General features: G+C 38.3%; 26 protein-coding genes and 1 tRNA gene. 15 read left to right on the top strand and 12 right to left on the bottom strand.

Annotated features, from left to right (window positions below):
• Positions 1-256 precede the first annotated feature (256 nt).
• Complete coding sequence (gene mepS / locus M1F03_RS08685) at positions 257-838, top strand: bifunctional murein DD-endopeptidase/murein LD-carboxypeptidase (protein ID WP_154624342.1); 582 nt, start codon at positions 257-259, stop codon at positions 836-838.
• Between the two features lie 88 nt (positions 839-926).
• On the opposite strand, the gene M1F03_RS08680 is transcribed toward mepS, so the two are convergent.
• From M1F03_RS08680 to rsuA, 3 genes are all read right to left on the bottom strand, one after another.
• A complete protein-coding gene (locus M1F03_RS08680) occupies positions 927-1,268 on the bottom strand; it encodes a hypothetical protein (protein WP_163861328.1) in 342 nt (113 codons plus the stop codon).
• Positions 1,269-1,948: 680 nt separating this feature from the next.
• Positions 1,949-3,136, bottom strand: a complete 1,188-nt coding sequence (locus M1F03_RS08675) for a Bcr/CflA family multidrug efflux MFS transporter (RefSeq protein WP_318840126.1) — start codon at positions 3,134-3,136, stop codon at positions 1,949-1,951.
• Positions 3,137-3,241: 105 nt separating this feature from the next.
• Positions 3,242-3,946: a 16S rRNA pseudouridine(516) synthase RsuA gene (gene rsuA / locus M1F03_RS08670; protein WP_154622296.1), complete on the bottom strand. Its 705-nt coding sequence runs from the start codon at positions 3,944-3,946 to the stop codon at positions 3,242-3,244.
• A 225-nt stretch (positions 3,947-4,171) separates the two neighbouring features.
• Here rsuA and M1F03_RS08665 point away from each other — a divergent pair, with 225 nt between their 5' ends.
• Positions 4,172-5,932 carry a DEAD/DEAH box helicase gene (locus M1F03_RS08665; RefSeq protein WP_196713198.1) on the top strand — a complete coding sequence of 587 codons (1,761 nt, stop codon included), beginning with the start codon at positions 4,172-4,174 and terminating at the stop codon, positions 5,930-5,932.
• A gap of 163 nt (positions 5,933-6,095) precedes the next feature.
• Positions 6,096-6,377, top strand: coding sequence for a 50S ribosomal protein L25 (gene rplY / locus M1F03_RS08660; RefSeq protein ID WP_154622298.1), 282 nt, complete (start codon positions 6,096-6,098; stop codon positions 6,375-6,377).
• An 87-nt stretch (positions 6,378-6,464) separates the two neighbouring features.
• Here rplY and yejK read toward each other — a convergent pair whose 3' ends face one another.
• Entirely contained in the window at positions 6,465-7,466 is a 1,002-nt protein-coding gene (yejK, locus tag M1F03_RS08655) for a nucleoid-associated protein YejK (RefSeq protein ID WP_163861321.1), read from the bottom strand.
• Between the two features lie 242 nt (positions 7,467-7,708).
• Between yejK and M1F03_RS08650 the strand changes: the two genes are divergently transcribed.
• The 3 genes from M1F03_RS08650 (at position 7,709) to M1F03_RS08640 (ending at position 9,825) form a co-directional block, all read left to right on the top strand.
• Positions 7,709-7,936 (top strand): YejL family protein, encoded by a 228-nt coding sequence (locus tag M1F03_RS08650; RefSeq protein ID WP_154622300.1) that lies wholly within the window; start codon positions 7,709-7,711, stop codon positions 7,934-7,936.
• A 21-nt stretch (positions 7,937-7,957) separates the two neighbouring features.
• Complete coding sequence (yejM, locus tag M1F03_RS08645) at positions 7,958-9,676, top strand: LPS biosynthesis-modulating metalloenzyme YejM (protein ID WP_163861318.1); 1,719 nt, start codon at positions 7,958-7,960, stop codon at positions 9,674-9,676.
• Between the two features lie 72 nt (positions 9,677-9,748).
• A tRNA-Pro gene (locus M1F03_RS08640) sits at positions 9,749-9,825 on the top strand.
• 198 nt (positions 9,826-10,023) lie between these two features.
• Here M1F03_RS08640 and M1F03_RS08635 read toward each other — a convergent pair.
• Positions 10,024-10,350 carry a hypothetical protein gene (locus M1F03_RS08635; protein ID WP_154622302.1) on the bottom strand — a complete coding sequence of 109 codons (327 nt, stop codon included), beginning with the start codon at positions 10,348-10,350 and terminating at the stop codon, positions 10,024-10,026.
• 488 nt (positions 10,351-10,838) lie between these two features.
• Between M1F03_RS08635 and M1F03_RS08630 the strand changes: the two genes are divergently transcribed.
• Positions 10,839-11,000: a thiamine biosynthesis protein ApbE gene (locus M1F03_RS08630; RefSeq protein WP_154635582.1), complete on the top strand. Its 162-nt coding sequence runs from the start codon at positions 10,839-10,841 to the stop codon at positions 10,998-11,000.
• 15 nt (positions 11,001-11,015) lie between these two features.
• On the opposite strand, the gene M1F03_RS08625 is transcribed toward M1F03_RS08630, so the two are convergent.
• A complete protein-coding gene (locus M1F03_RS08625) occupies positions 11,016-11,435 on the bottom strand; it encodes a hypothetical protein (protein WP_154635578.1) in 420 nt (139 codons plus the stop codon).
• A 249-nt stretch (positions 11,436-11,684) separates the two neighbouring features.
• On the opposite strand from M1F03_RS08625, the gene M1F03_RS08620 reads away from it, so the two are divergent.
• The gene (locus tag M1F03_RS08620; RefSeq protein ID WP_154623479.1) at positions 11,685-12,362 is read left to right on the top strand and encodes a DUF1345 domain-containing protein; all 678 of its coding nucleotides are present in this window, start codon (positions 11,685-11,687) and stop codon (positions 12,360-12,362) included.
• Positions 12,363-12,425: 63 nt separating this feature from the next.
• Here M1F03_RS08620 and M1F03_RS08615 read toward each other — a convergent pair whose 3' ends face one another.
• Positions 12,426-12,548 carry a hypothetical protein gene (locus M1F03_RS08615; protein ID WP_263009863.1) on the bottom strand — a complete coding sequence of 41 codons (123 nt, stop codon included), beginning with the start codon at positions 12,546-12,548 and terminating at the stop codon, positions 12,426-12,428.
• Positions 12,549-12,656: 108 nt separating this feature from the next.
• On the opposite strand from M1F03_RS08615, the gene M1F03_RS08610 reads away from it, so the two are divergent.
• The gene (locus tag M1F03_RS08610) at positions 12,657-13,079 is read left to right on the top strand and encodes a GNAT family N-acetyltransferase (protein WP_318840135.1); all 423 of its coding nucleotides are present in this window, start codon (positions 12,657-12,659) and stop codon (positions 13,077-13,079) included.
• A gap of 21 nt (positions 13,080-13,100) precedes the next feature.
• Here M1F03_RS08610 and M1F03_RS08605 read toward each other — a convergent pair whose 3' ends face one another.
• Positions 13,101-13,634 carry a GNAT family N-acetyltransferase gene (locus M1F03_RS08605; protein WP_251464034.1) on the bottom strand — a complete coding sequence of 178 codons (534 nt, stop codon included), beginning with the start codon at positions 13,632-13,634 and terminating at the stop codon, positions 13,101-13,103.
• Between the two features lie 258 nt (positions 13,635-13,892).
• Here M1F03_RS08605 and M1F03_RS08600 point away from each other — a divergent pair, with 258 nt between their 5' ends.
• On the top strand, positions 13,893-14,153 hold the full coding sequence (locus M1F03_RS08600; RefSeq protein WP_154623476.1) for a DinI-like family protein: 261 nt from the start codon (positions 13,893-13,895) through the stop codon (positions 14,151-14,153).
• An 84-nt stretch (positions 14,154-14,237) separates the two neighbouring features.
• Here M1F03_RS08600 and M1F03_RS08595 read toward each other — a convergent pair whose 3' ends face one another.
• The gene (locus tag M1F03_RS08595; protein WP_196713200.1) at positions 14,238-15,038 is read right to left on the bottom strand and encodes a MipA/OmpV family protein; all 801 of its coding nucleotides are present in this window, start codon (positions 15,036-15,038) and stop codon (positions 14,238-14,240) included.
• Positions 15,039-15,060: 22 nt separating this feature from the next.
• Positions 15,061-15,303: a hypothetical protein gene (locus tag M1F03_RS08590; protein ID WP_154635577.1), complete on the bottom strand. Its 243-nt coding sequence runs from the start codon at positions 15,301-15,303 to the stop codon at positions 15,061-15,063.
• Between the two features lie 175 nt (positions 15,304-15,478).
• On the opposite strand from M1F03_RS08590, the gene M1F03_RS08585 reads away from it, so the two are divergent.
• The 3 genes from M1F03_RS08585 (at position 15,479) to M1F03_RS08575 (ending at position 18,186) form a co-directional block, all read left to right on the top strand.
• Positions 15,479-16,156 (top strand): response regulator, encoded by a 678-nt coding sequence (locus M1F03_RS08585; RefSeq protein WP_318840125.1) that lies wholly within the window; start codon positions 15,479-15,481, stop codon positions 16,154-16,156.
• The gene (locus tag M1F03_RS08580) at positions 16,146-17,507 is read left to right on the top strand and encodes an ATP-binding protein (RefSeq protein ID WP_163861167.1); all 1,362 of its coding nucleotides are present in this window, start codon (positions 16,146-16,148) and stop codon (positions 17,505-17,507) included. Before M1F03_RS08585 ends, M1F03_RS08580 begins: the two co-directional genes overlap by 11 nt.
• A 97-nt stretch (positions 17,508-17,604) precedes the next feature.
• Complete coding sequence (locus M1F03_RS08575; RefSeq protein WP_251464032.1) at positions 17,605-18,186, top strand: cysteine hydrolase family protein; 582 nt, start codon at positions 17,605-17,607, stop codon at positions 18,184-18,186.
• A 19-nt stretch (positions 18,187-18,205) separates the two neighbouring features.
• Here M1F03_RS08575 and M1F03_RS08570 read toward each other — a convergent pair whose 3' ends face one another.
• Positions 18,206-19,054 (bottom strand): D-amino-acid transaminase, encoded by an 849-nt coding sequence (locus tag M1F03_RS08570; RefSeq protein ID WP_154622392.1) that lies wholly within the window; start codon positions 19,052-19,054, stop codon positions 18,206-18,208.
• A 318-nt stretch (positions 19,055-19,372) separates the two neighbouring features.
• Between M1F03_RS08570 and M1F03_RS08565 the strand changes: the two genes are divergently transcribed.
• On the top strand, positions 19,373-19,948 hold the full coding sequence (locus tag M1F03_RS08565) for a DUF308 domain-containing protein (RefSeq protein ID WP_154622390.1): 576 nt from the start codon (positions 19,373-19,375) through the stop codon (positions 19,946-19,948).
• Positions 19,949-20,257: 309 nt separating this feature from the next.
• Here the strand turns inward: M1F03_RS08565 and M1F03_RS08560 are convergent, their stop codons facing one another.
• Positions 20,258-20,761 (bottom strand): anti-virulence regulator CigR family protein, encoded by a 504-nt coding sequence (locus tag M1F03_RS08560; protein ID WP_251464030.1) that lies wholly within the window; start codon positions 20,759-20,761, stop codon positions 20,258-20,260.
• A gap of 335 nt (positions 20,762-21,096) precedes the next feature.
• Here M1F03_RS08560 and M1F03_RS08555 point away from each other — a divergent pair, with 335 nt between their 5' ends.
• Complete coding sequence (locus M1F03_RS08555) at positions 21,097-22,362, top strand: mechanosensitive ion channel family protein (protein WP_163861162.1); 1,266 nt, start codon at positions 21,097-21,099, stop codon at positions 22,360-22,362.
• Positions 22,363-22,503: the final 141 nt, after the last annotated feature.

The following is a 22,503-nucleotide window of genomic DNA, read 5'->3' as shown; positions in this document are numbered from 1 at the left end:
GCGAAATAAGTATGCAACTGCCAAATTTTAACGATGAGTGTCTGCCTAGCTGGCTGTTATTGTGTTTACATATCACACATCTTCTTCTACGGCGTGCAGTTTATTTACATTCATATACAAAGTTTAGTTGTTCTGTATTAAACACTTTCTGTGAAAAGCTAGTGTTGCATTTGATAAAATGCGTTTTTCACAGGGATAAGTTTACGTTTATTGTGTGGAAAAACACAAAACAAAATGGCAAGGGATATCGAGAATAATGGCAACATCTGAAAAATTTAAGCGCAACATTTTGCGCATTATACCAGCAATCGCGATTGCCGCGGCACTTTCAGCTTGTACTACCCCTAATTCTTCAAAGAATGCTCAACGTACTCCCCACTCTGAACCTCGCATGTTAAATGGTTCTTCTGACTCTTTAGCGATGGCTTCGCAAGATGAGTTTGAACAACTCGTCCAGAGCGTCGATACCAAATCGAAAATTATGGACCAATACGCTAACTGGAAAGGGGTCAGCTATCGCCTAGGCGGTACAACAAAGAGTGGTATTGATTGTTCAAGTTTTGTTCAGCGCACCTTTATCGAACAATTCGGTGTTGCTTTGCCTCGCACCACCTCGGAACAAGAGTCTTCAGGACAGAGCGTCAAACGCAATAATTTAAAAGCAGGTGACTTAGTTTTATTTAAAACAGGTCGTCGCATGAAGCACGTTGGCATTTATATCGGCGATAATAAATTTGTTCACGCTTCTACCAGTAGCGGTGTTATCGTTTCTGAAATGACCAATGAGTATTGGAGCAAAAGATACTACGCGGGCCGTCGTGTTATTAATGGCTCATAAGCTGTAAAATCTCATTAATCCCTTGCCAATAAAAAAGCTTCCAAGTTTACAAACTGGAAGCTTTTTTATTGTATTCAATACGGTTTTATTAAGACGAATAGAAACCTGATCCAAGCTCGGCAATAGCAACGCCATCGGCCTTTAAGCGACACATTGCCGCAAGCTCATCATTTGCATGAATAAAGAGGCAAACTTCTTTTTGCCACTCTAAAATTGCACTTTCAATTTGCAATTCAGACAATGATTCTGATAACTGCTTCATTGCGATGCAATCTGTCGCACAGTCATGACTGAGTAATTTCAGCCCCACAAGTTTATCGCTACCAAAATCATCTGTAGGTACCACTTCAACATCAGTCCCTATTTTTCCAGATAACCAGCGGTAGCTTTGCGGCAGCCTGTGCACTACCGAAAGACCTGATTTTTCCACAACAAATTCCTATTGCTACCTAACCATCATATTATTTGCTGAACGAGATCCATTTACCTAATCAACGCTGAGTAGAGTTTTTTCCATAAATCCCCCCTACTCCTAAGCAATTTGATTCTCCCTCCTCTAAGTTAATCCTTAGAGCTCAGTAAACTTCATCAAACCTCGTTCAAACCGAATTCGCTACAACTCACAAAAGTAACGTGTTTGTTAAATTATCATACCTAAATATAACATTAATTATTGCTCGTGTCGTTAAATTTTTGTGACACAAATCCTTGCATACGAATTTTTTTACCCAGAATGTTAAACTTTAAATTTTTTTTACTATTGAAATTCAACATTAAGACTAACTATTAGCCATTTTTTTTACATTACTAAACGGAGGTTAATAATAAACTGAGTTATTTTGAATAAAAATCATCATCTCAACCAATTTTTCACTTAACTCCAATCAGCTTAGTTTAATACATAAATTTAACAAACGTTAATCAAATGATAGTTGACCCAGATCATTTTTATACAGAAATTCTAATTTTACTGAGAATGAATTCGGTTTTATCGAGTAGTTAATTTTTACTTAACACTATTCAAATAAATATGGTGACTAACTGAAATTAATGCGGGTAAGCGGCTTAAAACAACAGAAGCCGCTTGACATGATAGAAACTGATCGTCGTTTATTTTTTAGCGCGTTTAGCTAATAAAACAAATAACATAGAAAAGGCAACACAAGCGACCATCGAGCCAACCATCGGCCATGCGGATTTAGCCGGAATCAACGATATCAATGAGCCAATTAACGCTGCAATCGAAAAACGAATCGTTCCCGCTAATGAAGATACGGTTCCTGCAATATGTGGGTAGTTATCCAAAATCACCGCCATCGCATTAGACGTGATCATCGCAATGCCACTGACATAGACAGCAACACCAAGCACTAAAGCCCAGAAACCGACATCAAGTGCTGTTGTGGCTAATAACCAAATACCCATGGTAAATTGCACAATAATTCCAAGGTAGAGCATATGCTCCGCCCCAAAGAGTCTTACATAACGGCTATTTAAGGTTGTCATTAAAAATAAGAAAACAATATTAATACCAAAAAAGTAACCGAAATCTTGAGGAGATACACCGTTAAGCTCAATATAGACAAATGGCCCTGCATTCAAGAATGAAAACATGCCTGAAAATGAAAATGAACTTGCGAGGATATAAAATAGAACCTGCTTTGCACGAAACAAGGTCGCAAATTGTTTTAAGGTATTACCTAAATGGAATGGCTGACGTTTCTCAACAGGCAACGTTTCACGTATAAATAAGCTAACTAGAATAACAGCCAAAACAGCAGCAATCGCAATACTCCAGAAAATAGCGTGCCATGAGAACCAACGCATCATTTCTCCGCCGAGAATTGGCGCAAGTAAAGGCGCAATCGTCATCACTAACACGACAAAAGACATACTTCGCGAAAATTCATCGCGTGTAAACATATCTCTCATTAATGCGTTAATCACAACACTCGCTGCCGCTGCCGCAAAACCATGTAGGAATCTAAACAGAATGAGTGAATCGATGGATTCAGAAAGTGCACAAGCTGCCGATGCGATAGCAAATACAATAACACCACCTAAAATGACAGGCTTACGTCCTAGGCTATCCGCCATTGGTCCATAAAACAGTTGCCCTATCGCAAAGCCAAATATATAGCTATTTAGCGTCATTTGGATGCGCCCTTCATCGACATTGAAGTACTCACCCATAGCTAAGAAACTCGGTAGGTACATATCAATGGCCAAAGGCATAAGCATCGATAATAAACCTAATATTAATATCAATCCTAAGTAGGATGATGTCTGCTGTTGCACTCTTTTAAACTCCTATCTCGTTCCGCTTAAGGCGCACGAGCCAATGACACAGTAAGCGTATATAAACTGCGCATGACTAAACTTCTTTTGTATTACGTTTGGTATTTAGCGCGGAACTGTCACGCTATTAATTTCATCTTCTGTCAGCACTCGATATTCACCCGGTGCCAACTCAGCATCTAGCCATATATCACCAATACGTTCGCGATGTAGGCCACAAACATGATTTCCAACAGCCGCAAACATCCTTTTGACTTGATGATAGCGACCTTCGCTGATCGTCAATAAGACTTCTTTGGGCGTGATTATTTCTAATTGTGCAGGTTTAGTTGGATATTTTTCACCATTAAGCATGACGCCTTCAGCAAAGCGCTGTGCGACATCATCGGCAATATCGTGTTCTAATTCGACCCGATAGGTCTTTTCACAATGATGTTTAGGTGACGTTATACGATGCGACCATTGACCATCATCCGTTAATAGCACAAGCCCTGTTGTATCGATATCAAGGCGTCCTGCCGAATGCAGCTTATCGGCTAACGGTTCATCAATAAAATAGAGAATAGTCGGGTGTGTCGGGTCGTCAGTTGAACAGACGTAGCCTTCAGGCTTATGCAGCATAAAATAACGAGGACCTGTAACATGGACTAAAACACTGCCTTCATAAGCAACCGACTGTTCAGGGCTAATCTGTAGCGCACCTGATTTAACAATTTCATCGTCGACAGTGACTTTTCCTGCACGTAGCTCGCGAGTTACCAGACTCCGACTAATCCCTAATTGCTGGGACAAAAACTTATCCAGTCGCATAAATTCTCTTAATTTGATGGAATAGCAACTCAACCCTATAAAGCGGCCAAGTTGTTAGAAATAAAATTGAAAGGTTATTGTGATTATGTTCACATCTTTTATTATATCAATAACTAATCACAAGTGATAGCGTCTCAAAATTATGTGGTGTTTTTAGCTCATGCCATTGTGTTAACCTAAATTTAACACTGAGAGACTCACTATTTTTAATTAATGCTGAATAATATGCCTTTTGTTCTCCGCCCCTATCAACAAGATGCTGTCGATGCGACGATCCACTACTTTCGCCAGCATACGCAACCTGCTGTTATTGTGCTACCTACAGGCGCAGGAAAAAGCCTAGTGATAGCCGAACTTGCTCGCTTAGCTCGAGGAAGAGTGCTTGTGTTAGCTCACGTCAAAGAGCTTGTTGAACAAAATCATGCTAAATATAGGGCTTATGGCTTAGAAGCGGATATTTTTGCTGCGGGTTTAAATCGTAAACAATCCCACAGCAAAGTGGTCTTTGGCAGCGTACAATCTGTCGCGCGCAACCTAGAAAGCTTTCATGACAACTTTTCACTGGTCATTATTGATGAGTGCCACCGTATTAGCGGAAATAAAAAAAGCCAATACCAACAAATTATCAATAGCCTTAGCCAATATAATCCAACGCTAAAAATTCTAGGGCTGACCGCTACGCCTTATCGACTAGGTTCAGGCTGGATTTACCAATATCATTATCATGGCATGGTCAGAGGTGATGAAAATTGCTTTTTCCGCGAATGTATTTACGAATTACCGTTACACTATATGATTAAAAATCATTTCTTAGTACCGCCTGAACGTCTCGACATGCCTGTACTGCAATATGATTTTAGCAAGGTGTCACTCAGTTCCGCGGGCATTTTCAATGAACATGAACTCAATCTTTCTATCCAAAAACAAAAACGCATTACGCCGAAGATTGTGGCTCAAATCGTTGACTATGCGACACCACGACAAGGCTGCATGATTTTTGCTGCAACTGTCGAACACGCAAAAGAGGTACTCAGCTATCTCCCCCAAAATACTGCCGCCTTAGTCACCGCAGACACACCGGCGATGGAACGTGAAGCGATTATCCAACAATTTAAAAATAAACAATTGCATTTTTTAGTTAACGTCTCCGTATTAACAACCGGTTTCGATGCCCCTCATGTGGATGTTATCGCCATTTTACGCCCTACTGAATCGGTCAGTTTATACCAACAGATTGTTGGACGTGGTTTACGATTATCACCTAATAAATCTCAGTGTTTGATTTTAGACTACGCGGGTAATCCTCATGACTTATTTCGCCCTGAAGTTGGTTCAAGCAAACCTAATTCGAATAGTGTGCCTGTACAAGTTTTTTGTCCACTCTGTCAATTTGCGAATACTTTTTGGGGAAAATGCACAGAAGATGGCCAAATTATTGAGCACTATGGCCGCCGTTGCCAAGGTTGGGAAGAAAATGCGTTAGGACACAAGCAACAATGTGAATTTCGTTTTCGTTTTAAGCAATGCCCTCACTGTGGAGCAGAAAATGATATCGCTGCACGACGCTGTCAAAAATGTGATGAGGTGCTATCGGATCCTGACGATATGCTAAAAGCCGCATTGAAACTAAAAGATGCTTTAATTTTACGTTGTGGTGGAATGGAGATGACAACAGGTCGCGATAATAAAGGTGAATGGTTAAAAATCACCTATTATGATGAGGATGGTACTTCTGTCTCAGAACGTTTTCGCCTTCATACAACACCACAACGCCGTGCATTTGAGCATCGTTTCTTGCGTGAACACTTACGAGCGCCTGGCGTTCCTTTCAAATGGTCGTCAGCCCATGATATCGTTACCCAACAGTCCGCATTACGATACCCGCAATTTATTGTTGCTCGTAAAAAAGAAAGTTATTGGGAGATCCGCCAAAAAATATTCGATTATCAAGGACGCTTCCGCGTTGCTGACCAACTCTATTCTTGATGTTAATTAGATTATGATTGCCGTTGTAGGCATTTTCCGTTAAAATGCCGCCCGCTTGGATGTTTCGCATTAGCGTACTTCAACAACACCAAGCCAAATATCGAACCTGCTGCTGGGTCGCCTGTAGCAGGATTTTATTTTTTTCTTGTATAGAGAAATAGTAATGTTAACTATCAATGCAATTGCACGTAAAGAGCAGGGTAAGGGTGCGAGCCGCCGCCTGCGCAGAGCAAACCAGCTTCCAGCTATCGTTTACGGTGGCAACCAAGAAGCTATCTCTGTGACTCTTAGCCACGATGAAGTGATTAACCAAGAAGGTAAAGCAGAATTTTATGAAGTTCTGAACCTGGTTATCGATGGTAAAGAAACTAAAGTCAAAGTTCAGGCTGTTCAACGTCACCCGTTCAAACCAAAAGTGACGCACATTGACTTCCTGCGCGTTTAATTAAAGCCACAAGCCGAGCTTTAGAATTTATCGGGACGCCGAGTAAATAACGCCGCAATTGCGGCGTTATTTATTTTCAACATATGCTTATTTTCCACCACGGCGCTGTAGCTGATCACGTAAATTCGGTGGTGTACCGCGAATAGTCAGAGTATCCGTCACCGGATCCCAAAAAATACGTTCTCCCATCAACATCGCATCAAAACTGATCGTGATTCCCCCGCCACTCCCCGAGAATTTAGTCAGCTGTTTTAATGTGCCTCTATCCGCAGGAAAACTGTCTTCTAACTGATAATCATTTTGACGGGCAAAATCACCAAAACTCTGTTCTTCTACTATTGGTAATTCATTAGACAGTGCTTGTAACTCAATTTCTTCGCCGGATTGTAACTGTTCCGTACAATATGCATGCACTTGCTGACGATAAGCTTGACGTGTGTTCTTATCCATTTGCGCATTATCGCAAAAATCATCGAGCGCCTGTACTAGCCCTTTATTCTGTACTTTTGCATTCAAGCCTTCTGACGCAGCCAAGAAATCCATAAAAAAATCAGATACTTTACGACCAACACGCCCTTTTAAAAAGGTTAAATAGCGTGTAGATTCGGGATTGGTTTCCCATTCCGTTAAATCGATACGAGCAACAATGTCTGCATGAGGAATATCGAGGTAATGCGTGGTCGATAAATCGAGGCTGTCGGTTACAAACATACTATCGCAACTACTGAGCACCGCGATTAATAAATATTCAACAGCAAGATAACGGTATTGGCAAAATAACACGACCCCACCTTCAGCAAAGGGATATTTAGCCAATTCATCTTTTAAACGCACGGTCATTGCTCGACTAAAGCCAAGAAATTCTTCTTCACCTTTACGCAACAGTTTCAACGCATCGGCCAGTTCGCTTTCTTCATTAAACTCACCAAAAGCTTTACTTTTTGCGCTATATACTCGGTGTAATTCTGCCATCATGTCTTGTACAACGTTATCGGTTGACAATAAAGAATCGCGCAACATCACTTCAAGTGTCTGTTCATCACGTTTAATCAACTGATGTAAAGCTATCTGGGAAATTTCCAGACTCATTGTAGGCTCCTTATTCAAGCAGAAATATTCTCGCGCGTATTCAAACACTGATACTATTTATCTGCAACCGAAACTGTCATTTGCGCCTATTTTTACACCTAAATGCTGAACTAATACTCATTCGAATAATCTTAATAAGCATTATTATCACTCAAAGATAAATTTCTTGCTAAGAAAGAAGAAAATCATCCCGCTATACGCTATCATAGGTGGGCTTTTACTAATTTAGGATGTCAGAATTTATGCCACAGTCATCTCGCTATAGCGATGAAAAAGTTGAAACTCTACTTGCTGAACTTGTCAGCGTGTTAGAAAAAAACCATACTCCTGTAGATCTCTCACTTATGGTGTTAGGCAATATGGTGACCAATCTGCTCAACACGTCAGTTGCACCAGCACAGCGTAAAATGATTGCAGACTCTTTCGCCAATGCTTTACTGTCTTCTGTTAAAGATGACAAATCCCACTAAATAGATAATGAAATAAACAGTATGGTGACCCATCAGCGCTACCGTGACAAAGTCTCCCAGATGATCAGTTGGGGGCACTGGTTTGCTCTTTTCAATATCCTACTTAGTCTGGGACTAAGTAGTAGCTATCTGTTTATTTTTGATTGGCCCGACACACTTGCTGGGCGTATTTTTGCCTTCGTCAGTTGGATAGGACATTTTAGCTTCGTTGTCTTTGCTTGCTACTTACTCATCGTTTTTCCACTGACCTTTATTGTCATGTCTCAGCGGTTGCTGAGGCTAATTTGTGTTGCCCTTGCGACTGCTGGCACCACATTGCTAATCTTTGATATTCGTGTCTTTAGCCAATTTGGCCTGCATCTAACACCACAAGTATGGGATCTCGTCATTAACCCTGAACAAGGGGAAATGGCACGTGAATGGCAACTTATGTTTATTGTTATTCCGATCATCTTCTTAGTGCAAATGTTATTCGCAACTTGGAGTTGGCAAAAATTACGTAGTCTGAACCGACAAACTTTTGGTAAGCCTTTAGCCGGATTTTTCATCGCGACCTTTGTTATGTCTCATTTGATGTATGCATGGTCAGATGCCAATTTTTATCGTCCTATCACGATGCAGCGCTATAACTACCCACTGTCTCAGCCTATGACCGCCAGAAAACTCCTTGACCGATATGGACTGTTAGACTTATCCGAACATCAAAATCGTGTATTCCAACAAGGTAGCCCTACGGCGTTAAAAGTCCAGTACCCATTGAAACCACTTAGCTACTATGACCAAGGTATAGGCTATAATTTACTGCTCATTGTGGTGGACGATTTAGGCGATAAAAAGCAGCAAGATGACATGTCATCGTTGAACGCCTTTAAAGATATGAGTACCGAGTTTACTAACCATTATACGACTGGTTTACGTAATGATACGGCCCTATTCGGCCTGTTCTACGGTATTTCAGCTAGCTACTTTGATAATATTCTGAATGAACGTAATGCTTCTGTACTCATACAGGCGTTACAACATCAAGGCTATCAATTCGGTCTGTTTTCTACCGATGGGTTTAATTCACCGCTGTTTCGTCAAGCTATCTTGGCGGATTATTCGTTACCAGCAAAAGCAGCCGATAGCGACGCGCAGACCATTACACAATGGACGTCATGGCTGACTAATTTGAAAAATGAATCGCCTTGGTTCTCATTTTTGAACATAAAAGGCCAGCCCGGTAGTCAACAAACGGATGCCCAAATCAATCAAGTTATTGAAACATTGATACGTGATGGGCGGATGAAAAATACTATCGTGGTGATTACCGCGAATTATAATGGTGCTGAGCAATCCGAAACCACTGACTGGTTTAATCAGAAACGTTTTGCACGTGAAAAAATGCAAGTTCCATTATTTATCTATTGGCCGAATACACCTAGCCAGCAAATTGATAAGCTCACCAGTCATCAAGATGTATTGACAACAATTATGCAACGGTTGCTGCATGTCTCTAACTCCCCAGATGACTACAGCCAAGGCGAGGATTTATTCAGCCCAGAACGTAAATTCCCTTGGATCATTACTGGGGATGATAACGATGTCGTGATCACAACGGATGATGCAACCTTATATATGGATAAAAATGGTCAATTTAGTATCTATGACTTGCAGGGTAAAGAAATGAAAGACCAAAAACCGGATCTTGCTCAGCTACTAAAAATCTTTACTGAGCTTAAGCGATTTAATGAAAATTAACGTTTAAAAATCAATCAGTCGTGCAACTCAAGTCTTGCTTTAATGGGGAAAATGAGTACTATTATGGCAGTTCGGCATGTAGCGCAGCTTGGTAGCGCACCGTCATGGGGTGTCGGGGGTCGGAGGTTCAAATCCTCTCATGCCGACCAGAATTCCCTAAAAAAAACCAACCGTAAGAGGTTGGTTTTTTTTAGGGTGCGATTTTCAAAAGGTAAAATGGCGGCAAAAGTCCTGACATGATTACGCCAACGTTTCATCCCACTCAGCCCAAGGACAGACTAGCCCCCACTCAGTGTTAGCTTGGCGGGAATGCAAATTGAAGTAAATAAAAAGCCTGCCGGAGTGGGTTATTCATTAGGGCTTAAGTCACTTATTAGATTCTCAGCTTTCCCACAAAATTCATCAATCTTTGGTACTTTCTTGAACTCAGGATCATCTGCTTTTTGCTTGCACTTCACACTCACCTGCCCTTGGAAATATGCCATGGATACCATGTTATCAACCAAGCGCTTGCAGGTACGACTTTTAACCGCTTCCTTAAATTCACCACAGAGGAGCGCTTTTTGACGATTAATACTTGCAGCCATGTCTGGCACTTTGTCATCTTCTGTGATTTCAGCAACTGAGCCAAATGAAAGCAAACCTAAAAATAAAATGACTAATCTCTTTTTCATACATCACCATCTTTAAGTTAAGGATGTGAATATTAGGATAAATGCAGAGCTCAGGCAATAAAACACCAGCGCCTATTTTGGATGATGAGTCGTGACTTTAATAATTATAGAAACCACGCCGTGAGATCATCAAAATAAGATAATCCTCGTTATCCATCATTATGAATATCAATTTTTATTTTCACTAAACACTTAACTCAAATAAAAATTATTGAACCACTTTTATGCCCTTTATTATTTTTTTCATTTTAATATACTCAACATATTAAAATGACTACAATAAATTGAATAAGCGTATTGCATCATCTAAATATATGGTCAGAGCAAGGCTCTTATTAAGATGGTCATTATTGTTTAGTTGATTTTTATTAAAACTAACAATATATTTTTCGATTTATTAAAGTATTTATAGCAAATTTATTGCTTCCATTGAAAGAGTCAAAACCGTGAATATAAAAACTTCATGCATTCTAATTGCAGTAACCCTAATGTTAGGTTGCTCAACAGCAACGAAACAAGTGTCTGATCAAAATGGATGCACGATTCAAATTGATCCTCCCGAAGGAAAGTTACCTGCCAAAATTGAGCAAGCAACAGGGACTTCCCCTGTCTGTAAATCGATTGAAAAATCAATTGATAAAGCTATTTAGAGATAACTATCGCCATCACGCAGGTAAATCTGTTGACGGTCCCTTGCAGAACTTATTCCATAAATTATCAATTTGCTCTTCCGTCAACATTTCATCTACCCCATCAATAATTGGGATGGAAATATGCACTGTGCCGTCAGGGCGTATATAGGTTTTTACGATAAAGCGTTTATCTTCAGTTTCTCTTGAAAAATCATAGTGTCGTGATACAAAACCACAAACATACCCTACCTCGCCACCATTATGTGATATTTTGTCAAAATAATAGGTGACGTTTTTAAACGATTCCGCTTTAGGGTTATCTAAATAACCTAATACTGCACGCTCGACCCGTTCTATCATACTAATTTCATTTTTATAGACGACTGACATGCCAAATAAAAATGCCGCGCCGAGCAGGAATAATCCAATGATGATATAAAATATTTTATTCATAAAATGATCATCTAAATAATAATAAAATAACGATACTGACGATTCAAAATAGCAAATAGATTCTGCTATCGATAAATTTATAACGTAACACAGTCCTATTTTCCACATAAAGTAAATTTAATGTGTCGATATAGTTTATTGGCAATGTATTTACTTGCCCCCCCCCTATTATGGGCTTGTATTATTGCTACATAGGCTCAAACATTTGATATAATAAATATTATTTTTATATTTATTAAGGTATGTGTCATGTTACATTACGCGATACGCGTTATGCGCCTTTTTCGTCATGTGTTTCTCTCTCGCCCACGCTTTATTATTTCATTATTTGTTGCCTTCGCTACTTTTTTCGCACTACTCTCTTATCAAAATACTATGATGAGTTTGATCATCAGCTGGAATGCTTTTGCCTGGATGTATTTATTATTTCTTTTTGTGCGTATTATGAATCACAAAGCTAAAAACATCCGTGAAATCACGAAAGTTGAAGACGAAAGTGCTCAAATGGTTATTTTCTTTTTGGTTGCAGGATGCTGTGTAAGCTTATTAGTTTTATTTTTTGCATTAGGCGGTCATGGTGATTTCTCTAAGTCAGATAAATTCATCCCTTATGCACTCACAGCGTCGACTTTAATTTCATCATGGCTACTTCTTCCCACCGGTTTTACGATGCACTATGCACACTTATATTATAGTAATGCTAATCCGCAGCAGCCATGGTTACGTTTTCCAGATAAATTACTCGAACCGAGCTACTCTGACTTTATGTATTTTTCTTTTACTATTGCTGTTGCATCACAAACAGCAGACATTGAGGTTGCATCGACACCTATGCGCCGTGCTGTTTTATTACAATCTATCATCTCTTTTATTTTCAATATGGCTATACTCGGATTATGTATCAATATCTCCGCAAGCTTGTTCTAACTGATTTAAACTGAAAATGCGAAAACATCCCCAAACTGAGCAAGTAGTCAGTGCAACACAATTTTATTTATCGTTTTGCATCTCTTTTTCACATTCAGATGGCGGCACACCAAAGATGACTATCATAAAGACAGTAAGACAATAACCAACATATTGACTATTGAGTAGTTTTTTGATTATTTTCATAGAAATAACCCATTGTGTTTTATTTATTCACTAAATTAGCACTGTTTATCATCGCAGCCATACCTCATTTAAGCACATTTACAATTCAGTCATGTTTATCAATAAGGAATACTCATTGCACATATTTCGACTAGCAACCCCCCTGATATAGCATCCCTCATTCAGCTTGATAGTGTCACAACGGCAGAACGAGCTCAAAAAATATCTCAATGGGTCAACAACAAACATTGTTACCTGATTGAACAACAGAACCAAATTATCGCTTATGGGGTATTACACTACCATTTTTTTGAATGTGCTTTTATTGAAATGATAATGGTTAATCAAGCCTTTCGACAGCAAGGTGCTGGTCTTTCATTGCTACAACAACTTAAACAGACTTGCCTTACTCAAAAAATATTTACATCGACTAACCAGTCAAATACTCCGATGCAACGATTACTCGATAAAGCCCAATTCAAACCAAGTGGCTTCATCGATAATCTTGATGAGGGGGATCCTGAACTTATTTACTTTTGCCAATTAGCCTAGTTAATTGGCAACATCATATTTTTAGAGTAAAGAAGGTTGCATAACAACATTGATTAATTTTTGATTAAATCGTTGATATATTTGCGGGTTGATTTTTATTGGATAACTCAATATTTCCAACTGATGAGGTTTAAACTCTGGGTGATAACTAGGATGAACATGTGCATATTCATTTTGTTTAAATCCACAATGCAGATAAAAACGTAATCGCTTTTGACTAATTTCATCAATGACAGGATCAATTTCCAAGATAATGTTGTTCACCTGTTTAGCAAATAACTGTATGACCTTTTGACCATAACCCTGCCCCCTTAGAGCCGATGAAACTGCAAGATGTTCAACATAAAAGAAATCATCGACTCTCCAACTGCCTATAAAGCCAATAAAAATACCGTTATCAGAAAAATAGTATAAATAATAATCCTCATGACTAAGGATACTTTGCCGCCCTTGATAACTTCTTTTTTCATGAGCGGGGAATGCTGAATCATACAGTTGGTTTACATTTGCTATTTCTAAAACGTTTCTGCTAGTCAACCTTGTTACTGTGAGCATGCGACCTGAACCTATCCTATCATCTTAAAAAAACCTATTTAGCATACTTATTCTCTTTTTCTAGGCAACTCATTTTAAGTTTTTATCCAGTGTTAACCCTTACTAGCGCATTGTTTTATTTTAACTTTAAAAAGTAAAAAACCGTGGTTGCACATATTTTATGTGTCATTGAAAAAATATTATCGATCTGATATTGACTTTATTCGTGACTCAATCTAAAAATACTGTATACAAACACAGTATTAGTTAGAGGCGACTATGTTACGCATTGAAATTTTATTTGATAAAAATGCACCACAAAAACCTAGTGATATTATGTTGCAAGCTCTTGAGTCTGAGATAACGCGCAAACTCAGCCCACAATATCCAGATATGGTGACTCGGGTAGGTTTTAGCTCTGGTCAACGTATTAATATTTCTGGAACCAAACTTGCCCAAGACAAGGTTCGTATCGAAGAGATATTAGAAGAAATATGGATGGATGATGGCTGGATCCCAGAACAAACGTTAGAGGATTAAGCATGCATAAAATTAAAGGAATGTCTGGATATCGTCTATCGCGTCCAGCATTCCTTTATTGTTTATCATCAACAGAATGATAAATTAAAAAGTATACCTTACTCCACCTAAACCTACCCAACCTAGGCGTTGCTCCGTGATGGAACTTTTTGCTGCATCACCGACAAGATAATAAGCCCCAACCCCCGTGTAAAAGGTTATATTTTCATTCCAGTTATAGTTTAGGATAGCGCCTCCATGAACATCTTTAAATCCACTCCCCGCATCATATTCACTAAAACGGGAACGGCTCGCCTGTAGTGGAGAAACGCCAAAATAAGCTTGATTGTAAGCTTTATTCCCCCAGGTGGTTGCTAGCGTATATTCGATATCCCACCGATGACTAAACTGATAATAACCAATCCCACCCATTTCAACATTGACAGTTCTACCAATATTTCGTCCACCATAATGGCGATCTTTCGTTGCCATATTGGCAGAAAGGTAAAGCTGAAAATTATTAATAGAATAATTAATTTCTGCCCCCACGAGCATGGAGCTCTCTAGATCCCCCATACCTTTTAAATCTTCATTCTTATGACCCAAAATACCTATTTTTTCATCTCGTCCTGCGTCATACCCTAACCGACTGGAAACCGTTAAGTTTTCGGTTAAACCAATAGCCCATTCGGCTCCCTCTAACCCTAAGCTAAATACGCCGTAATCATCGGAAATATATCCGTAGTTCACATCAACGGTTGGCGAAAATAAGTATTTATTAGATCCTTCATAAGCAGGCATAACAGAACCTCCTGCTCCCAAAACTATGACACTCTCCCCTGCGACGACAACACTGTAGGGTGACAAGGCAGTGACTAATATTGCCGCTGAACACAAACGTTTCATTAAAATATCCTATCTGGTTCTGTTAATAAATTTTTTGTCGAATAAATGCTTTAATTTCTTTTATGGGCTTCAAATTCTTTTTAAATTCGTCTTTTATCCTTTCGTTTTCAATACCATTTCTAGTATGTGTATTCTCAGCTAACTCATTAAATGAAAGCGTTGGCATGAGCATTTCCTTTGAAGGACTAAAGTTTTTTCCCATTAAAAACATTGAGATAAGAATAACAGTAACGAAAATAGGGAGTTCAATTAATTGTAATTTCATTTTAGTTATTCCAAGGATTGCAAAGATGTTAAAATAGTAATCCTATTCGCGCTTCGTACCTTAAAAATGGGTTAAACAAACCTTAAGAGATCATTAAATCTCTCATTGAATTTACCTTAGTTATATTGTCGGAAAAATATTAGCTGCTTATACTGCACGCTAGAGAGGTGATAAAATGAATATCTTATTAGTTGAAGATGATCTCCAACTAGGCAAAGCATTATGTCGTGGTCTAGAACTTGCTGGTTTTAATCCCCTTTGGGTACGATTACTTAACGATGCTAAACAACAATTAAATTCACGTAATTTTGATCTCATGTTATTAGATTTAGGTTTACCTGATGGTGATGGATATGAGGAATTAATTGCTTGGCGTCGTTCTGGCCAATCAATTCCAATTATTATTCTGACCGCTCGAAACCAGATGGATAATTTAGTGGCCAGTTTAGATTCCGGTGCCGATGATTTTTTAACAAAACCGTTTGCTATGCCTGAGCTTATTTCTCGTGTTAAAGCCGTAAGTCGTCGTATGGCAGGATTTTCTTCAGAAATTTGGCAATTGAATAATTTGCAACTAAACCCAATCAACCATCAAGTTCTATTAGATGATCAGCTATTAATGCTTTCAGGAAAAGAATATCAGCTATTATATGAATTAGTAAAAAATGCAGATAACGTGGTACGTAAAGCGGATCTCGAACAACGTTTATTTGGGTTAGATGATAAAATAGAAAGTAATTCACTTGAAGTTCATATTCACAATTTACGGCGCAAGATAGGTAAAGATCGTATTATTACTATTCGCGGCATCGGTTATTTACTTAAAAAAGAAGCGCAATCAAGTGAAAGTTAAATCCTTTTTTATCTATACTTTTTTCTTACAGATAAGCTCAGTAATTCTGTTATGGGTATTATTAGTAGGTTGGTTACAATTTTTTTATTTACCTGATATTGATGATGATTTTAACCTCCAGCAGCAAATCGTTACTGAAGGTTTTGCGTCTACTTTAGGTACCGTTGCTAATAACCCAGAATATTTTGAACGTATCATGACCTCATTGCAAAAAATGTATACTGACGCAATGGAAAATGGTTTAGAGGTATCCTATAGACCATTTGTTGCCGTGCGTAACCAACATGGTGATGTGTTATATCGCAATAGTGACCAAATCAAAATAACCGATAATATTTTGTTCAATGACCTCAAAAAACAGTATCCTAATTGGCACTTTACCTTCGCATGGAATGATGAACACTCCATCGAGGTGATCCTTGGAGAGTCTTACTTTGACAGGAAATCAATAATAGGTAGCCCCGCTGAAGGTACTGCAATACCTTTATTATTTATATTAGGCATCATGCTAATTGCAATTATCATCACCGCTTATTTTAGTTTAAGACCGCTAAGACAAGCTGCAACGATTATCGCTAGCCGCAAACCGGGGAATTTAACTCCCATCTCAGTAAAAGAGCAGTATAAAGAAATTCGTCCTATTATTACGGCAATCAATAATCTCATGTCACGCGTTGATGCTGCAAACCAACGTGAAAAACGATTTATGGCAGATGCTGCACATGAACTCCGTACCCCCATTGCCGCGGTCATTGCTCAGCTTCATTTATTGATGCAAATACAGAATGTAAAAGAGAAAGAAGAAATCGTTAACGACATGCAGGCAGCATTAAATCGAGCGGCGTCGTTATCACACCAGCTTATCGATTTAGCACGCTTAGAGGCTGAAGACTTTTCTGTGAATAAAGAGCAGATTAACTTACCCGTATTAATTTCTCATATTACTTCATTGCATGTACCACATGCTATAAACCAAGATATCGATATCGAACTACAAAGTGCAGATAATGTCTTTATTACCACTGATAAACTCGCATTGACAACAATTTTTACCAACTTACTGGAAAATGCGATTAAATATAGTGATAAAAAAGGAAAGATTAAAATCACAATTAAAGATTTATCGCCTTTCGGCGCAACGATTACCGTACAAGATAATGGTCGAGGCATTCCAGAAGAAAGCCGCCAATTAATATTTTCACGTTTCTATCGTGTTCCCGGTACAACAGAAACAGGTAGTGGACTTGGTCTATCCATTGTTCATAACCTCGCAACAAAAATAGATGCAGCGATACGTGTCACCGATGGACTAGATAAAAAAGGTGTTGGTTTTATTATCGATTTGCCTTAACGCCCTTTTTGCAACTAGGTTAACAGAGTCTTAAACAGTGTTTAGTCTATACTTAAACACTGTAAGTCTTTTTACTTATTTGTTTGAAGGAAAGCTCATGTCCCAAGCACTCATTATTATCGACCTAATTCAGGAAATCGTTGGCGAAAATGGTTTATTAAATACCAGCTATCCACAAACTCAAGAACGCCATATTATCGACAGAGCGAATCAAGCCGCCGATTTTGCCCGTCAAAATAATATCCCTATTATCTGGGTAAAAGTGGGCTTTGCGGATGATTATCATGATATCCCAGCGGGTTCCCCTATGTTCCATCATGCAAAAGCGATCGGTGCATTAAAATTAAGCTCTGCTGGCTGCCATTGGGCTGAAAAATTAGATGTTCAACTCCGTGACGTCATCATAGTAAAAAAAGGTGTCAGCGCATTTACAGGTAACCAACTCAACCATTGGTTAAAAGAAAATAACATTAAACATGTTATTTTTGGTGGGGTCAGTTCAGTGATGACCATTCAAAGCAGTGCTCGCCAAGCTCATGATTTCGGTTATCAAGTCACAGTCATTGATGAACTATGCGCCGCAGCAACATTAGAGCTACATCATCAAAGTATGCAAGCATTACAAGGAATGGTCACCGTTTCCTCCCTAGCCGATTTCCTGCAAGGAAAACTAAAGTGAATGGACTCTTTTTCATGTCTTATACAACTAACATCTTTTGTATATAAATTTCACGCAACCGGTGTGTTAGTGGTCCAGGCTTTCCGCCGGCCACTTTCCGCCCGTCAATTTCAATAACAGGCCAAACGAATGTCGTTGATGAAGTAATAAAAGCTTCTTTTGCGGCCATTGCCTCTTCAACAGTAAAAGTACCTTCTTCAATAGCTAAATGCTGCTCCCGAGCAAGCGTTAAAATTGCTTGCCGCGTAATACCGGGTAATATTTCATAACCTAAAGCACGAGTTTTGATTATATTTTCATGTGTAATGATAAAAAAGTTGCTTGAACTCCCTTCTGTGATATCGCCATTTGACACAAAAAGTGCATCATCCGCCCCTTGAGAATGCGCATAGTCTTTTGCTAAACATGCCGCCAGCAAAGCAACGGTTTTAATATCGCATCGTTGCCAACGAATATCGTCAAATGTTACGACACTAATCCCTGTTGTAGCGCGTGGATTATCAATAATCGAAGCTTGTTGGGCAAATATCACTAATGTGGGTGTAATCGTTTTATCGGGAAACAAGAAATTGCGCTGTCCAGCATTGCCCCTTGTGAGTTGTAAATAAATTAACCCTTCAGTGAGATTATTTTTTTCAATGATCTGTTGGTGAATTTTTAATAACGACTCTTCTGTATAAGGTAAAGCTAATTGCAATTCATGACATGAACGTTGCAAGCGTGTCATATGATTTTTAAAATCAACCAAACGACCATTAACAACAGCGGTAACTTCATAGACTGCATCAGCAAACAAGAAACCACGGTCGAATACGGATATTGATGCTTGTTCTTCTGGCACAAATTGACCATTTATGTAGGTAATCATAATGTTTACTTCCTTTTCAAGCTTATAAATACCAAGTTTCACGATGCGATATATCTGTTTTCACTCATTAGTATTACAAAAACACTATTATTTGAGTTATTGACTTAACCACTCATTATTTGAGTATTGTATTGTTCAATTTTATTCTTGCCACTTTAACTCATCATATTTGGACTTAATCGCTAGTATTAACAATAGCCACGATTAGTGTTTTTGTGAAATAGCTATTGAATTAAACACTAATGGTCTATATTTTGGATATTAACTCAAATCGACCCATACAGTTGCCACTCATTTGATTTAAGGGGAAATTTTATTATGCTTAATCTCAATCAAAATCAACTTAAAAATCTTGCAGATTCACAATTAAAAGGTCATAGAACGCTTATCTATTTGGTCGCCTTATTGCTTCTCATTGGTGGGGTGGTCTGTATAACTAACCCGATTGTCTCTGGTATCGCATTTAGTTCATTGATCGGTGTTATGTTATTGATTAGCGGTATAGCCGTCATTTTAAATATTGTATTCAATCGACTGTATGCAAATGTATCTGTCTTATTCAGCTTAATTGCAGGTATTGCTTACTTAATCTTAGGCTATGCTTTTATCACTGACCCCTTACAAAGCTTATTATTCTTAGCGGTATTTGTCGCTATTCTCTTCATAATTGGTGGTGTGATCCGTATCTTCGTTGGCGCTAAACTTTTCAGCTCTGCGGCGGGAATGATGAATATTTTAATTGGTATTCTCGATTTTATCATTGCCTACATGCTGTTAAGCGGTAATGCGCAAACGTCAATCACATTGTTAACGCTCTTTATTGGTATTGAATTACTGTTTAGTTCTTTTAATTTATTCCTACTGGCTGGAGCGCTAAAAAATAGCAGTAAGTGATTGATAATTCAAAAATATTGAACTGGAAACTGCTGACATCAAAATTTTTTTAAAGATTCAAAAAATGTTTAGCTAGGTGCTTGACATTCTACAGCCAAAAGCTAAAATGCATTCAAGTGATCTAGATCACACTTTAACTTTTGGAGTTTCCATGAATAGCATCAAAGAATTTATTAGCAACGTTCAAGAAGTTATTGAATTACTTGCTAAGCGTTTTATGTAAAAAACGAAAGCCTTTATTACCTCACCTTTAGCGTTCTATGCATATTATTTAGCAATACAGCCTTAACTTGTTTTAAGGCTGTTTTTTTATTCAAATACATCTTGAATCACTTTAACCACAACCGCTGTGCTGACTGCGACGAGTAGCAAATCGCGTCCACTTATACGCCATTCATACCCTTCATAAACAGGTAATTGGGATACAAACCCTCTCGGTAAATGATGCCTCCCTATACCAGCAGGTAATGGCTGACCAACAATAATTTGTCTTGCCATTTTAGGTGGTAAACGTGAATAGCCTGTAATTCCATAATCAATTGCAATCGGTCTAATCGACGCAACATTTAAATTAACACTTAAAACTGGTATAGCAGGACTTGGTATTATCATTCCGTAATTAGGATAATAACGAGGCGCATTAGGGTGTTTTCTATGCTCTTTATACTTATGTTTATGCGGTCTATCGTCATAATATTGATGATGACTATGACCTTCCCATTGGTGATTCCGAGCATCTGCCTGAACGCTATAAGGTATTATCATTAATAAGATAGAAAGAGTGCATCTTCCCATTTTCAGTTTTTCCATCATTGCAACTCCGCCGCTAATCATCCCGCTTAAAGTAATCAGTCGTTCGAAATTCAACAATCGTAAATTGTCTTATATTAGGTAATTATACGTAAATTCGCTATTGGTGTTTTTTATTAATTTATAATATTCTATTAAATACATAATTTTTTTATTTAAAACTTAATTTCATCCATTGAATTGTACTTTCAACTTAATTTTTTGCCTATCCCAGTTTTTTTATCCACTATAGATGAGATTGAGTCACATTTATGTTATTGTCTATGCGTAACTTATAGTGAAATACTTTAACCAAAACATTTATTTGTACGTTTGATGTCAATAAAAAAGGAGAGCACATGCAGCAGCAACTGCTAGACTGGGTACGCCAGTTTAATCAAGAATATGCCGATATTGCTTCGCTTTTAATGGTCTTAGGCTTAATTTTAATCGTTGCCCTCGTTTTGCATTTTATTTTGCATAAAATTATTCTTCCTCGTATCGAGAAAAGTGGACAGCAAAAAGACAGTGGATGGCAGCGCCAATTAACCCAATTCAATTTATTTAACCGCATCGCTTTTGTTATCCAAGGTGTTGTTGTTAATATTCAAGCCGTGTTATGGCTACATGCTGGCTCAACCGCACAGCAAATATTAACCGTGGCATCACAGGCTTGGTGTTTACTTTTCGGTTTGCTCACCTTTTATTCTATTCTCGATATCTTATTAAGTATCTTACAACGAGCAGCAAAAACAGCCCATTTACCATTACGAGGCATTTTTCAGAGCATAAAACTGATCGCTACCGTGCTCATTGCCATCATGATCATTGCATTATTGATCGGTAAATCTCCACTTATCTTACTTAGTGGTTTAGGTGCAATGACGGCCGTCATGATGTTGGTCTTTAAGGATCCCATCATGGGGTTAGTTGCAGGTATCCAACTATCTGCAAATAATATGGTGAACATTGGTGATTGGCTTGAAATGCCAAAATATGGCGCTGATGGTGCAGTCGTTGATATTGGTCTAACAACAGTTAAAGTTCGCAATTGGGATAACACCGTTACCACAATTCCAACTTATGCTTTGATTTCGGATTCATTCAAAAACTGGAAAGGCATGACTGAATCAGGTGGTCGCCGTATTAAACGTAGTATTCGTTTAGATACCACCAGCATCCATTTTCTTGAACCTGAAAAAATTACCGCTTTAGAAAAAGCGAATTTACTTGAGCCCTATATGGGACAAAAAATATCTGAGATTCAAGTGTTCAACTCTGCGATTCCAGACGATAAAGCAACACCATTGAATCAACGCCGGCTGACTAATATCGGTACGTTTCGTGCTTATGTTGAGGCGTATATGAAATCGCATCCGAATATTCATAAAGGGATGACAATCATGGTAAGGCAGCTTGAGTCTGACTCAAATGGTTTGCCGATTGAAATTTATGCCTTTACGAACACAACGGCATGGGTTGAATATGAACGTATTCAATCGGATATTTTTGACCATATTTTTTCCATCCTGCCACAATTTGATCTACGCGTTCATCAATCACCAACGGGTACAGATATGCGCGCGATTGGTCAAACCATAGCAAATTCAAATACCCAAGAGTAACTAATTAATTTATCTAATGGTATTACAACTTTGGTAGTACAGTAAAAGAGGGAAAATACCCTCTTTTACTGCTTTTAGTACACCTCATTATATAAATAAATACATATCGATAGATAATGTAAATCGCTATATTTCCCTAAA

The organism is Providencia sp. PROV080, from assembly GCF_033688105.1.
Taxonomy (GTDB): Bacteria; Pseudomonadota; Gammaproteobacteria; order Enterobacterales; family Enterobacteriaceae; genus Providencia; species Providencia zhejiangensis.
The sequence above is the reverse complement of the archived record's forward strand: the minus strand, read 5'-3'. Positions and strand labels throughout refer to the sequence as shown.